The organism is Prauserella isguenensis (genome assembly GCF_014191605.1).
GTDB classification, from domain to species: Bacteria; Actinomycetota; Actinomycetes; order Mycobacteriales; family Pseudonocardiaceae; genus Prauserella; species Prauserella isguenensis.
In genome coordinates this window covers 229,999-243,064 of sequence record NZ_JACHWU010000004.1, presented here as the reverse complement: position 1 = coordinate 243,064, position 13,066 = coordinate 229,999, and the positions used below count along the sequence as shown (strand labels likewise).

Annotated in this window: 13 protein-coding genes; 4 read left to right on the top strand and 9 right to left on the bottom strand. The window is 70.1% G+C overall.

The window, feature by feature from the left end; translation table 11 throughout:
* Positions 1–77: 77 nt before the first annotated feature.
* The 7 genes from lpdA to FHS23_RS17405 all read right to left on the bottom strand — a co-directional run bounded on the left by lpdA (position 78) and on the right by FHS23_RS17405 (position 7,087).
* Positions 78–1,478, bottom strand: a complete 1,401-nt coding sequence (gene lpdA, locus FHS23_RS17435; RefSeq protein WP_183656844.1) for a dihydrolipoyl dehydrogenase — start codon at positions 1,476–1,478, stop codon at positions 78–80.
* A gap of 109 nt (positions 1,479–1,587) precedes the next feature.
* Positions 1,588–1,992 carry a nitroreductase/quinone reductase family protein gene (locus FHS23_RS17430; RefSeq protein ID WP_183657407.1) on the bottom strand — a complete coding sequence of 135 codons (405 nt, stop codon included), beginning with the start codon at positions 1,990–1,992 and terminating at the stop codon, positions 1,588–1,590.
* A gap of 50 nt (positions 1,993–2,042) precedes the next feature.
* Complete coding sequence (locus FHS23_RS17425; RefSeq protein ID WP_183656842.1) at positions 2,043–2,993, bottom strand: threonine ammonia-lyase; 951 nt, start codon at positions 2,991–2,993, stop codon at positions 2,043–2,045.
* Between the two features lie 24 nt (positions 2,994–3,017).
* Positions 3,018–4,172 carry a Gfo/Idh/MocA family protein gene (locus tag FHS23_RS17420; protein ID WP_183656839.1) on the bottom strand — a complete coding sequence of 385 codons (1,155 nt, stop codon included), beginning with the start codon at positions 4,170–4,172 and terminating at the stop codon, positions 3,018–3,020.
* A gap of 100 nt (positions 4,173–4,272) precedes the next feature.
* The gene (locus tag FHS23_RS17415; RefSeq protein WP_183656837.1) at positions 4,273–5,049 is read right to left on the bottom strand and encodes an ABC transporter ATP-binding protein; all 777 of its coding nucleotides are present in this window, start codon (positions 5,047–5,049) and stop codon (positions 4,273–4,275) included.
* Between the two features lie 94 nt (positions 5,050–5,143).
* Positions 5,144–6,166: an ABC transporter substrate-binding protein gene (locus FHS23_RS17410; RefSeq protein ID WP_183656835.1), complete on the bottom strand. Its 1,023-nt coding sequence runs from the start codon at positions 6,164–6,166 to the stop codon at positions 5,144–5,146.
* A 39-nt stretch (positions 6,167–6,205) separates the two neighbouring features.
* On the bottom strand, positions 6,206–7,087 hold the full coding sequence (locus FHS23_RS17405; protein WP_183656833.1) for an ABC transporter permease: 882 nt from the start codon (positions 7,085–7,087) through the stop codon (positions 6,206–6,208).
* A 202-nt stretch (positions 7,088–7,289) separates the two neighbouring features.
* On the opposite strand from FHS23_RS17405, the gene FHS23_RS17400 reads away from it, so the two are divergent.
* The 4 genes from FHS23_RS17400 (at position 7,290) to soxR (ending at position 11,198) form a co-directional block, all read left to right on the top strand.
* Complete coding sequence (locus FHS23_RS17400) at positions 7,290–8,327, top strand: LacI family DNA-binding transcriptional regulator (protein ID WP_183656831.1); 1,038 nt, start codon at positions 7,290–7,292, stop codon at positions 8,325–8,327.
* A gap of 253 nt (positions 8,328–8,580) precedes the next feature.
* Positions 8,581–9,750, top strand: a complete 1,170-nt coding sequence (locus tag FHS23_RS17395; RefSeq protein WP_183656828.1) for a DUF993 family protein — start codon at positions 8,581–8,583, stop codon at positions 9,748–9,750.
* Positions 9,747–10,562: a sugar phosphate isomerase/epimerase family protein gene (locus tag FHS23_RS17390; protein ID WP_183656825.1), complete on the top strand. Its 816-nt coding sequence runs from the start codon at positions 9,747–9,749 to the stop codon at positions 10,560–10,562. The genes FHS23_RS17395 and FHS23_RS17390 overlap by 4 nt, the downstream gene beginning before the upstream one ends.
* A gap of 168 nt (positions 10,563–10,730) precedes the next feature.
* Positions 10,731–11,198: a redox-sensitive transcriptional activator SoxR gene (gene soxR, locus FHS23_RS17385; protein WP_183656823.1), complete on the top strand. Its 468-nt coding sequence runs from the start codon at positions 10,731–10,733 to the stop codon at positions 11,196–11,198.
* Positions 11,199–11,240: 42 nt separating this feature from the next.
* Here the strand turns inward: soxR and FHS23_RS17380 are convergent, their stop codons facing one another.
* A complete protein-coding gene (locus tag FHS23_RS17380; RefSeq protein WP_183656821.1) occupies positions 11,241–12,359 on the bottom strand; it encodes an alkaline phosphatase family protein in 1,119 nt (372 codons plus the stop codon).
* Between the two features lie 85 nt (positions 12,360–12,444).
* Positions 12,445–13,020 (bottom strand): TetR/AcrR family transcriptional regulator, encoded by a 576-nt coding sequence (locus FHS23_RS17375; RefSeq protein WP_343054033.1) that lies wholly within the window; start codon positions 13,018–13,020, stop codon positions 12,445–12,447.
* Positions 13,021–13,066: the final 46 nt, after the last annotated feature.

Sequence of the window (13,066 nt, the reverse complement as noted above, 5' to 3'; positions counted from 1 at the left end):
CAACACCGTCCCCCGAAACCGCAACACGGCCACCCCGGAACGCAACACGGCCCCCCGCGGGTGCAACACGGCACCGGTCACATGTTGATCATGTGGCCCGCGAGGCCGTGGACGGCCTCCTTGACGGCTTCGCCGAGCGTCGGGTGAGCGTGCACGTTGCGGGCGACCTCGTGCACCGTCAGGTCCCACTGCTGCGCGAGCGTCAGTTCCGGCAGCAGTTCGGTGACTTCCGGGCCGATCAGGTGGGCGCCGAGGAACTCGCCGTGCTCGGAGTCGGCGATCACCTTGACGAACCCGACCGGTTCGGCGAGGCCGTGCGCCTTGCCGTTCGCGGTGAACGGGAACTTCTGCACCTGCACGTCGTGGCCCGCGTCGCGCGCCTCCTGCTCGGTGAGCCCGAAGGAGGCGATCTGCGGCTGGCAATAGGTCGCGCGGGGAATCATCCGGAAGTCGAGTTCCATCGTCTCGGCGTCGGCGATGGTCTCCGCGGCGATCATGGCCATCGACTCGGCGGCGTGGGCGAGCATCAGCTTCGCCGTCACGTCACCGATCGCGAAGATGTGCCCCACGTTGGTGCGGCCGCGGCCGTCGACGTCGATCGCGCCACGCTCGGTCAGCCGCACGCCGGCGTTCTCGAGCCCGAAGCCCTCGACGTTCGGTACGAAGCCCATGGCCTGCAGCACCTTGTCGGCCTCGAGCACCTGCTGCTGGCCCTCCTTCGACACGGTCACCCGCACTCCCGTGCCGTTGTCCTCAATGGACTCGACCTTCGTCGACGTCAGCACGTCGACGCCGAGCTTGCGATACCGGCGCGCCAGCTCGGCCGAGACCTCTTCGTCCTCGGCGGGCACCATGCGGTCGGCGAACTCGACGATCGTGACCTTGACGCCGTAGTTGTGCAGCACGTATGCGAACTCGACGCCGATCGCGCCTGCGCCGGCGACGACGATGCTGTCCGGCAGCTCCTCGGCGAGGATCTGCTCCTCGTAGGTGACGACGTTCTGGCTGCGCTGCGTGCCGGGCAGCAGCTTCGGGCTGGCGCCCGAAGCGATGATGCAGTGGTCGAACGTGACCGTGTCGGTCTCGCCGTCCGCGCGCCGCACGTCGATCGAGTTGGGGCCGGTGAACGAACCGCGGCCGTTGAACTGGGCGATGGCGTTCTTCTTCATCAGGTAGTGAATACCTTTGACGCGGCCGTCGGCGACCTTGCGGCTGCGCTGGTAAGCCGCACCGTAGTCGAAGGTGACATCGCCGGTCGTCTGGATGCCGAAGGTCTTGGCCTCGGACGTGAACAGATGGGCCAGCTCCGCGTTCCGCAGCAGCGCCTTCGACGGGATGCAGCCCACGTTCAGGCACACACCGCCCCAGTAGCGCTCCTCGATGACGGCGGTGTCGTACCCGAGCTGGGCCGCTCGGACGGCGGCGGTGTACCCGCCGGGACCGGCACCCAGGACCACAACGTCGAAGTGTTCGCTCATGGCGGCGATTATGCCCCGGACCACACCACCTCGCCCCCACCCCGGCCGCGGGCGTGACGTGGGTCGCTCTGCCGGGCGCACCACCGGCCCGGCAGAGCGTTTGCGCAGGTCAGGCGGGGTCGAGTAGCACCACGGGGATGTCGCGGCTGGTCTTGACCTTGTAGTCGTCGTAGGAGGGCCACACCGCGGCCATCATCGGCCACAGCTCGGCCTTCTCCTCGGCGCTCGCGGTGCGGGCCACGGCGTCGAACTTCTCGGCACCGACCTGCACCTTGACGTTCGGGTGGGCGACGAGGTTCTTGTACCAGCCCGGATCATCGGGCGCGCCGCCCTTGGACGCGACGACGACGTACGCATCGCCGTGCGTCTGGTAGATCAACGCGAACTTGCGCGGCTCGCCGGTCTTGCGCCCGGTGGTCGTCAGGATCAACGTCGGCACGCCGTCCTGCCACACGTGGCCGACCTCGCCGTCGGTCTCCTCGTACTTCTGGACGTGTTCATCGCCGAACAGCACGTCGCTCATCGTCGGCCCCTTCGTCACGCGTCGGCTGGGTCTGCTCCCCGTCAGCCTAGGACGTCGGCGAGCATCGCGCGGTCCACGTTGCCGCCGGACACCACCACGACGGTGCGACCGCGCGGCAACTCACCCGACCGGTGGAGGTAGGCGGCGAGCGGCACCGCGCCTGACGGCTCGGCGACCAGCCGGTTACGCGTGGCGAGGACGCGCATGGCTTCACCGATCTCGTCGTCGGAGACGGTGACCACGCCGTCGAGGACGGTCTGCAGGTGCGCGAACGTCAGCTCGGAGGGTTGTGCGCGCAGTCCGTCGGCGATCGTCCTGCCGCGGTCCTCGACGGGCCATTCGACGATGTGCCCGGCGCGCAGGCCGTCGGCGGTGTCGGCGGCGAGCTCCGGTTCGACGCCGATCACGGTGGCGTTCGGGCACAGCGCCGTCACCGCCGTCCCGATGCCCGAGGCGAGTCCGCCTCCGCTGACCGGCACGAGCACGAGCTCGACGTCCGGCAGGTCCTCGGCGATCTCCAAACCCGCCGTCCCCTGACCCGCGATGATGTCGGGGTGGTCGAACGGGGGCACGAGCACGGCCCCCAGCTCGTCGACCAGCCGATGGGCGGTCGTTTCCCGTTCGGCGACCGGCACCAGCACGACCTCGGCGCCGTAACGCCGCGTGCCGTCGATCTTCACCTGCGGCGTGCTGTCGGCCATGACGATGTGCGCGGGTACGCCGAGCAACTGCGCCGCGCGCGCCACCGCCTGGGCGTGGTTACCGCTCGAGTACGCGACGACACCCTTCCCCCGGGTGCGCTCGTCCAGCGCCGCGAGCGCGTTGGAGGCACCGCGGAGCTTGAAGGCGCCGGTCGCCTGAAGGTTCTCGGGCTTCAGCCACAACGGGCGGTCCGCGTCCGCCCACAGCGCGGGCAGAAGCGGGGTACGCAGGACCTGACCACGCACACGGTCGGCCGCGGTCCGGATGTCGTCGAGTGAAACGAGTTGCATACCCCGCAGTCTGCCCGTCCGGCGCTACAACGACAGCGTCGGGATCTCCACCCGGCGGCCTTCGCGTGCCGACCGCAGGCCCAGCTCGGCGAGCTGAACCCCCCGCGCACCGGCGAGGAAGTCCCACGGGAACGGCTCGTCGCCGGCGACGTGCCGCAGGAACATCTCCCATTGCACCTTGAAGCCGTTGTCGAACTCGCCGTTGTCCGGCACCTCCTGCCACTGGCCGCGGAAGTCCTCCGTGGCGGGCAGATCCGGGTTCCACACCGGCTTCGGCGTCATCGCCCGATGCTGCACGCGGCACCGCCGCAGGCCTGCCACGGCGCTGCCCTCGGTGCCGTCGACCTGGAACTCGACGAGCTCGTCCCGGAACACCCGCGTCGTCCACGACGAGTTCAGCTGCGCCACGATCCCGCCGCCGAGTTCGAAGATGCCGTACGCCGCGTCGTCGGCGGTCGCCTCGTACGTCCTGCCCTGTTCGTCCACACGCTTGGGGATGTGCGTGGCCGCGAGGGCCTGCACCGACCGCACCGGCGCGATGATGTCCTCCAGCACGTAGCGCCAGTGGCAGAACATGTCGACGATGATGCCGCCACCGTCCTCGGCCCGGTAGTTCCACGACGGGCGCTGGGCCTCCTGCCAGTCGCCCTCGAATACCCAGTAGCCGAACTCGCCGCGCACGGAGAGGATCTCGCCGAAGAACCCGCCGTCGACGAGGCGCTTCAGTTTGCGCAGGCCGGGCAGGAACAGTTTGTCCTGCACGACGCCGACCTTCACGCCGGCGCGGGCGGCCAGCCTGCCCAGTTCGAGTGCGCCCTCGGTGTCCTCGGCGATCGGCTTCTCGGTGTAGATGTGCATGCCCGCGTCGACGGCCTTGCGCACGCCCTCGGCGCGCCTGCTCGTGACCTGTGCGTCGAAGTAGATCTCGGCGCCCGAGCGCAGCGCCTCGTCGAGGTCGGTCGTCCACCGGTCGAGACCGTGTTCCTTCGCGATGGCGGCGAGTTTCGACTCGCTCCTGCCGACGAGGATCGGCTCCGGCCACAGCAGTGTTCCGTCCGGAAGGGACAGTCCGCCTTGTTCACGGATCGCCAGGATCGACCGGACGAGGTGCTGGCGGTAGCCCATCCGGCCCGTGACACCGTTCATGACGATCCCGACGGATCGCAGTTCGTTGACCATGACGCCCTTTCTGAGATTGACGTGCGGGGCCGAACGCCCGCGGCCGCGCACGCGGCCCGCGGTCGCCCGAGGGTTCTTCGGATGTCTCGACGGGGGGCGGCTACTCGGCCGCGGCGGCCGCGCCGAGGTGGTCACGGATGTGCCGGGTCGCCTTGGCGAACTCGGGCTCGGCCATCGTCGGGCCGTAGTCCCGCTCGACCGGCAGGTTCACGTCGACGACGCCCGCGACGGTGCCCGGCCGCGCGGAGATCATCACGACCTGGTCGGACAGATACACCGCCTCGGCGATCGAATGCGTCACCAACAGGACGGTCGTACCCGTCTCCTGCCAGATCCGGCGCAGCTCGACGTTCATCTGCTCGCGGGTGAGCGCGTCGAGCGCGCCGAAGGGCTCGTCCATCAGCAACACCGGCGGACGGTGCAGCAACGCTCGGCACAGCGCGACGCGCTGCTGCATACCGCCGGACAGCTCGTGCGGCAGCGCGTCCTCGAAGCCCGACAGGCCGGTCATCTCGATCAACTCGTCGGCGCGCGCGGCCGCCTCCTTCGCAGGCATCTTCCGCATCTCCGCCTGCAGCAGGATGTTCTTGCGGGCCGAACGCCACTCGAGCAGCGCCGCCTTCTGGAAGACGTAGCCGATGTCCTTGCGCGGCCCGTTCACCGGTTCGCCGAACAACCGGACGTCGCCCTTCGACGCCGGCAGCAGCCCCGACGACAGCTTGAGCAGTGTCGATTTGCCGCACCCCGACGGCCCGACGATGGAGACGAACTCCCCCGGTTCGACGTGCATCGTCACGTCGGCCAGCGCCGTCACGTCACGCTTCTTACTGCGGAATCGCACCGTGACGTCGTCGATCTCGACCGCGTAGCCAGCCATGTGCCTTCCCCACTCCTCGGACCTGTTCTCGGGTGGCGGTTGTCCTCCGGCGATGCGTGGCGGGCGTTTCGTGTTCGCCCGCCACGCGCCGCCGTCACTCCTTGGGTGCGATGTCGCTGTTCCAGTACTCGCCGGGCTCGCCGGCCTCCTCGATCACCCCCGCGTCGGCGAAGATGCCGATGGTCTTCTTCCAGTCCTCGGGTGTGTTGACGCCGGGCCGCTGGCCTTCGGTGGCGTCGGTGTGCAGCAGCTCGAGCGTCTCGCCGAACTGCTCGGTCAGCACCTGCTTCGACGGCAGTTGCTCCGACGCGCCTTCCATGGCGTCGACGGCCGCCTCGCGGTCCTCGCCCGCCTGCTCCCACGCCTCGGTGGTTGCGGCCACCATGCGCTGGGCGAGGTCACCGCGGTCGTCGAGCACCTCCTGCGCCGTGAGCAGACCGTTGCTGTAGAAGTTCAGGCCGTGCTCGGCCCAGCGGAGGTACGAGACCTCCTTGCCGGACTTCTCCTGCATCGTCGGCCCCTGGTCGGTGGCGTAGCCGAGCAGCGCATCGGTCTGCCCCTGCATCACCGCGGCCATCTTCCCCGCAGCGTCGGTGTTCTGCACATCGACGTCCTGTTCGGACATTCCGTTCGCCTCGAGGAACAACGGGAAGACGTTCGTCAGCGCGTCGCCCGCGGTGCTCGCCACGGTCTTGCCCTTGAGATCCTTCGGTTCGGAGATGCCCTGTTCCGAGAAGAACTGCACCGACGACGGCGTCGTCTGCAGGTAGACGCCGACGCTCTTGACGTCGAGCCCCTGCGACACACCGGCCAGCAGGGCCGGCGTATCCGCCCACCCGAAGTCGGTCTGCCCGGCCGCGGTGGCCTGCACCGTCTTCTGCGAGCCTTGGCCTGCGCGGATGTCCAGCGAGATCCCGTGTTCCTCGTAGATCCCCTGCTGCTTGCCGTAGTAGAACGGCGCGTGTTCACCGTACGGGTACCAGTTCAGGGTGAGCGTGACCTTGTCCAGCTGCTCGCCCTCGGCGTTGGTGACCGTCTCGACATCCGATCCGCCGCAGCCTGCGGCCAGCAGCAGGGCTGTGGCGGCGGTGCCTGCGGTGAGTGCACGTAGCTTCATTGCTCTCCTTCGACTCACTGGGCTCTGGGTGGGTACGGGTCAGAGGGTCGTGCTCGCGCCCTCGTCGCGGCGGCTCGCGTGCCAGGGCAGCAGCAGCTGTTCCAGCCATTCCACGAGCACGAACAGCAGCACGCCGAGCAGCGACATGATCAGCAGGCCCGCGAACAGCACCGGCGTGTCGAGATTGCCGTTGGCCTGCAGGATGACGAAGCCGAGACCGGCGTCGGCACCGACGAACTCGCCGACGACGGCACCGGTGACGGCCATCGTCGCGGCCACCTTCAGCCCCGAGAACAGGTGCGGCAGCGACGCCGGGAACCGGATCTTCCAGAACGTCTGCCCCGATTTCGCCCCCATCGTCGACGACAGCTGCAGCATCTCGGGGTCGACGGACTTCAGGCCCGTGACCATGGAGATGACGACGGGGAAGAACGCCATCAGCACGGCGACCAGGATCTTCGGCCCGAGCCCGAACCCGAGCCACACGACGAACAGCGGCGCGATGGCGATCTTCGGGATGACCTGTGCGAACAGCAGCAGCGGGTACAGCGTCTTCTCGAGCGTCGACGACTGCACCATGGCCACGGCCGCGACCACGCCCACAGCGATCGCGATGACGAAGCCGAGGACCGTCTCGTACGTCGTGGTCCAGGTGTGCTCCCAGAAGTACTCCGGGCGCGCCGCGATGGCGTCGAACGTGTTGCCCGGCGACGGAACCAGATAGGGCTCGACCAACTCGGCCGCCGTGACGCCCCACCACGCGACGAACAGCGCCGCGAGCAGCGCGAACGGCCGCCACGAGCGTTCCAGGAATCCGCCCAGCCGCTGCCCGAGGCCGGGGCGGCTGCGTTCGGCGATGCCGGAGGCTTCGCCCGCTCGCTCCCGCTGCCCGGTCCGTGCGGACTGTGTGTGCGTGACCATGACCCTCCGTTCACCGTCGAACGTGTCGTGCAAGAACCTGATCGAGACCCGGCACACGTTGTGTGAATGCGCTTTCTGAATGCGCTTTCACGCTAGGATGTGGACAGCGTATGCAGATCGGACAGAACCGGTCAAGCGTCGAGCGCCGAACCGAAGGGCCTACCCTGATCGGTGCTCAGGAAACGAGCAGGGAGAGTCGCGAATGGACGATCGGCCGCACGTCACGCTCGAGGACGTCGCGCGGGAGGCGCAGGTCTCCCTCGCCACGGCATCACGCGCCCTGAACGGCACCACAAAAGTACGCTCCGACCTGCGGGAACGCGTACTGGCAGCGGCCGAACAGCTCGCCTACACGCCGAACGCGCACGCCCAGGCGCTAGCGGGCGGTGCCCACCGCACGGTCGGCGTCATCTGCCACGACGTCAGCGACCCCTATTTCGCCGGCATCTCCCGCGGCGTCATGCGCGCAGCCGACGAGGCCGGTCTGCTCGTGATGCTGGCCAGCACGTTCCGCGATCCGCAGCGCGAGATCGCCTACATCTCGATGCTGCGCGCCCAGCGGGCCTCGGCGATCCTGCTGGTCGGCTCGGGATTCGAGGACAGGGAGTGGGAGCGGGCCCTCGCGGCCGAGATCGAGCCGTACCAGCGGGGCGGCGGCCAGGTCGCGGTCGTCAGCAGGCACCGCACGCTGCGTGTCGACAGCGTGCAACCCGAGAACCGCGAGGGCGCGGCACAGCTGGCCCGGACCCTCACCGCGCAGGGGCACCGCCGGTTCGCGGTGCTCGCCGGACCGCGCGCCCTGACCACCGTGGTCGACCGGATCCGGGGCTTCCGGGAGGGCCTCGCGGAGGCGGGCGTCGAGCTCGCCGAGCACGACATCGTCGAGGCGGCGTTCACTCGCGACGGCGGGCACGCGGCGATGTCCGAACTGCTGGCGCGGGGCTTCGATGCGACCTGCGTGTTCGCGGTGACCGACGTGATGGCCATGGGCGCGCTGGCCGCGCTACGCGAGGCGGGCAGGTCCGTACCCGAGGACATCTCCCTGGCCGGTTTCGACGACATCCCCGTGGTGCGTGACCTCGCTCCCCCGCTCACGACCGTCGCACTGCCCCTCGAAGAGCTGGGCGAGAAGGTCATGGAGTTGGCGGTCCGGGACAACCGCGGCAAGCGCAGCCGCATCCTGCGCATGCCGGGCACGGTCGTGGTTCGCGAGAGCACCCGTCCGATCGCCGACACCTGACGCGGCCGTCTTGTCGCGTGCGACGACGGCGTTTAGGGTGTGTGAAAACGCTTTCTACAAGCGCTTTCAGCAAGCATCACAGGTGATCGGACGTCTCGGATGAGCCGACGTCACAGGTCGGTCGGCGTCACCGGGGCGCCCTCCGGCCCGGCAGTGGCCACCGCGGCACCGCCGTACTCGCCTCCACCGGGTGCCCGAGTCCGGAGCCTTCCGCGTCGAATCCGTGGCCGGGTCCGGCCACAAAGGAGTGATCATGAGCTCGTTGCTGCTTCCGTCGCGCGACCGCACGCTCGAACAGTGGTCCCCGTCCGGGACGCCGGTCGGACCACCGGCGGCGGCGCAGGCGACCCCGCCTACCTCGCGGGTCGCCTACGCGGCCGCGCACGTGGTGGCCGACCCGTTCGCCCCCGGCGACCCGACGCACGTCGTCGAGGTCGACTGGGAGACGACGCTCGCCTTCCGTGAGCACCTCTGGTCGTGTGGACTCGGGGTGGCCGAGGCGATGGACACCGCCCAGCGCGGTATGGGCCTCGACTGGCAGGCGACGCAGGAACTCATCCGCCGCACGGGCGCGGCCGCCCGTGCCGGCAACCGGCCGTGGGTCGCGGGTGTGGGCACCGACCAGCTGCCCGCGGGCCCGGCGACGACCGACGACATCGTCGGCGCGTGGCAGGAGCAGCTCGCCCTGGTGACCGGGGAAGGTGCCGTGCCGGTCGTCATGGCGAGCCGTGCCCTGGCCGCGGCGGCCGACGGTCCGGAGCTGTACCGCGACGCCTACGGCAAGCTGCTGTCCGTCGCGGACGGTCCGGTGCTGTTGCACTGGCTGGGCGAACCGTTCGATCCCGCCCTGGCGGGTTACTGGGGACACTCGGACGTGCGCGCCGCGGCCCGTGAGCTCGCCGCGCTCTGCGCAGAGCATTCCTCGACCGTCGCGGGCGTGAAGGTGTCGGTCCTGGACGCCGACGTGGAACGGGAGTTCCGGCGCGCACTGCCGGAGGGCGTCGCCTGCTACACGGGCGACGACTTCAACTACCCCGAGCTGATCGCCGGGGACGAGCACGGACACAGCGAGGCGCTGCTCGGCATCTTCGACCCGATCGCGCCGGTGGCGGGCGCGGCGCTGGCCGCACTCGACCACGGCGACACGACCCGCTTCCACGACCTGCTGGCGCCCACCGTGCCGCTGTCCCGCGAGATCTTCCGCGCCCCGACCCCGCACTACAAGGTCGGCGTCGTGTTCCTCGCGTACCTGAACGGCCACCAGGACCACTTCCGAATGGTCGGCGGTCTCGAGTCGGCACGGTCGATCACGCATCTGTCCGACGTCCTGCGGCTCGCCGACCGGGCCGGGCTCCTCGCCGACCCGGAACTCGCCGTCTCCAGGATGCGTTCGCTGCTCGCGGCCGCGGGGGTGCACGCATGAACCGCCTCAGCTTGAACCAGATCACCACGAAGCGCTGGTCCGTCCCGGAGGCCGTGCGCGGCTGCGCCGACCAGGGCGTCGAATGGATAGGCCTGTGGCGGGACAAGATCGCCGAGGTCGGTGCCGCCGAGACCGCACGGCTGTTGGCCGAGCACGGCGTGCGCGCCTCGTCGGTGTGCCGCGGCGGGTTCTTCACGGGCGTGACGCCGGAGGGCGCCGCGGTCGACGGCGTCGGCATGACCAGGGAGGCGATCGACGAGACCGCGACGGTCGGCGCAGACGTGTTGGTACTCGTGGTCGGCGGAATCGCGGATGGCGACCTGCTCTCGTCCCGCCAGCGCGTCGCCGATGCGGTCGGCGAACTCGCCCCGTATGCCAGGGAGCGCGGCGTGCGGCTCGCGCTCGAGCCGTTGCACCCCATGCAGTGCGCCGAACGATCCGTGCTGTCGACGCTCGACCAGGCGTTGGAGATCGCCCAGGAGCACCCGTCCGACGCGGTCGGCGTGATCGTCGACGAGTTCCACGTGTGGTGGGACCCGCGTGTCGAGGAGTCGATCGCGAAGGCCGCGGGACGGATCGCCGGGTTCCACGTCTGTGACCAGCAGGTTCCGATCACCGACGGGCTGATGGCACGTTCGCTGCCCGGCACCGGGCCGATCGACCACCGCAGGCTGCGGTCCTGCGTCGAGGAGGCGGGCTACGACGGGCCCGTCGAGGTCGAGGTGTTCGACGCCGACCTGTGGCAACAGCCGGGCGACGAGGTTCTCCGGCAGGTGATCACCGCCTACGAGGAGCACGTGATCCCACGGTGACGCCTCGCCGCCTTGGCGGTCCGGGGTGGCGAGCCGACCCGGTGTGCACCGCCTGGATACGCGTGCCGCGGCGGCCTCCGTCGCGGCACGCGTGGTCGGCGAGCCGAACCGCCGCGCCGACTTCGAGTTAGGTGGAAGTCGGGGCGTGGGTTCGGATACCGTGGCGGGGTGACCACCAGGCTCGCCGATCATCTCACGATCGGGCAGGTCGCTCAGCGCAGCGGCGTGCCGCACACCGCGTTGCGGTTCTACGAGGACCGCGGACTCATCACGTCGCAGCGATCCAGCGGCAACCAACGCCGGTACCCGCGTTCGGTCCTGCGCCGCATCGCCTTCATCCGCGCCGCGCAACGTGTCGGGCTCAGCCTCGACGAGATCGGTTCCGCGCTCGACACGCTGCCCCACGACCACGCGCCGACGAAGGCCGACTGGGCACGGTTGTCCCGGGACTGGCGCGACGAGCTCGACGCCCGCATCGACGCCCTGCAACGTCTGCGCGATCAGCTCACCGGCTGTGTCGGTTGCGGCTGCCTGTCACTGAAGGCCTGCGGGCTCCACAACGTCGACGACCGGCTCTCCCAGTTCGGCCCCGGAGCGCCGCTGTTGAAACCCGCCAGCGAAGGCGGACTCAAGTAGGTCGACCAGCCCGCCCAGGCGTGTCCTGCGCCCGAGCGCTCCTCATCCCACCGTGTCGGCCACGGCCAGCGGGACGAGCTGTTCGGCATCCGTGAACGAGCCGTGGTGTCCCGTCAACGACGTCTCGGCGGGTTCGGCCGCGGCGCTCACGATGCCGTAGCGATCACGGGCCGCCGCGACGACGTCGCCGATCCGTGGCCGCACCCGGTCGTCGACGTACGGTCCGAACCAGCCGTCGGCGACCGCCTGGTCCCGCGACACGACCCATGCGCGCTCGCCGAGGGTCTCCCGCCAGGCCGCCAGCACGTCGTCGGCCGCGCCGGGCTCGGCGTACACGTGCCGGGCGCGCACCTCGCCGCCCAGCGCACGGACACCCTCCCGCAGCGTCGGAGTCGCATCGACGTCCATGGTCTCCCCGATCCGCACCATGCCGTGGTCGGCGACGACGGCGAGTACTGCGCCTGGCGGCAGCGCCTCGACCACGGACTCCACGAGCCGGTCGACCTGCCGTAACTGCATCCGCCACGCCACCGACCCCGGCCCGTACAGGTGGCCGAGCATGTCGAGTTCGCTGTGGTAGCCGTAGACGAACGCGTGCTCGGGCCGCAACGCCTCGGTGATCCGCATCGCGAGGTCTCCCAGCGCGTGCACGCCCACGTACCGACCGCCCCGCAGCACTGCCCGCGTCAACGGCGAGCCGTCGAACTGCGCCGCCGAGACGACGCTCGTCGCCACGCCTGCCGCGGCGGCGCGTTCGAACGTCGTAACCAGCGGCTGCACGTCCTCGGCGGCGAGTTCCTCCGACAGGTCGGGCCCGCCGGGGTGCCGGCACCAGCGCAGCGCGTTCACCACGCCCGTGCCCGGCACCTCGAAGCTGTACCCCGCCATGCCGTGCTCACCCGAGGCGCCGCCCGTACCGATCGCGGCCAGCCCGGCCGCGGTGGTGGCCGGATATCCGACCCGCAACGGCCTGCGGCACAGCTCCCGGATCACCGGTGCGCAGTCGGCGTGCTCGTGCAGAAGCTCCCAGCCGAGGCCGTCGATGAGCAGAACGCATGCCCGGGACGCTTCCGGCAGCTCGGGGATCGACCGTTCGTAACCGGGCACCCCCGACGCGGCCAGCATGGTCGGCACGACACGGGACAAGTGCGGATGATCCATACCGCCCAGGATCGCGGCCACCCCGGCCCCCGCGCCAGCGATAGTCGCTCCGCGACGCCACGCTCCCCCGGCCGACCCGACGCGCTCAGCGCGGCGCCAGCCGGGCCAACTGCCGATCGATCAGCGCCTCGGCCTGCCCGGGACTCCGCTGCCCCAGCAGCACCGCGTCCCCGAGACCCGACACGAGCGCCAGGAGCAGGTCCGCCTCGGGTTCGGGGTCCAGCGCCGCGTCCACCCGCGCCGCGTCCTGTTCGGCCACGACGAGCCCGGCGACCACCTTCCGGAGCTCCTCGTAGCCGTCGCGGAACCGTGCTCCGATCTCCGGATCCTTCATCGCGCGCGTCACGAACGCGTTCGCCACCAGGGCGTCGGTTCTCGCCGTCTCCTCCATCGGCAGCAGCGCCACCAGAAGCTCCCGCAGCGCGGGTCCGCCCGTGGTCATGCGCCGTTCGACCTGGGTGCGCAGGGTCGAGGTCGCGTAGCGCAGCATCTCGTCCTTCGTGGCGAAGTAGTGCTGCACGAGCCCCTTGGAGATCCCCGCTTCGGCGGCGACCTCCCCGAGACTCACGGCCTCGAGGCCCCGGTCGGCGGCGATCCTGCGGACGGCCTCGGCGATCAGGCGCCGGCGTTCGTCGTGATCGACAACCTTCGGCAATGCCACCTCCGATCTATTGCAATACGACCGGATTGCAAAACCCGTCCGCAGT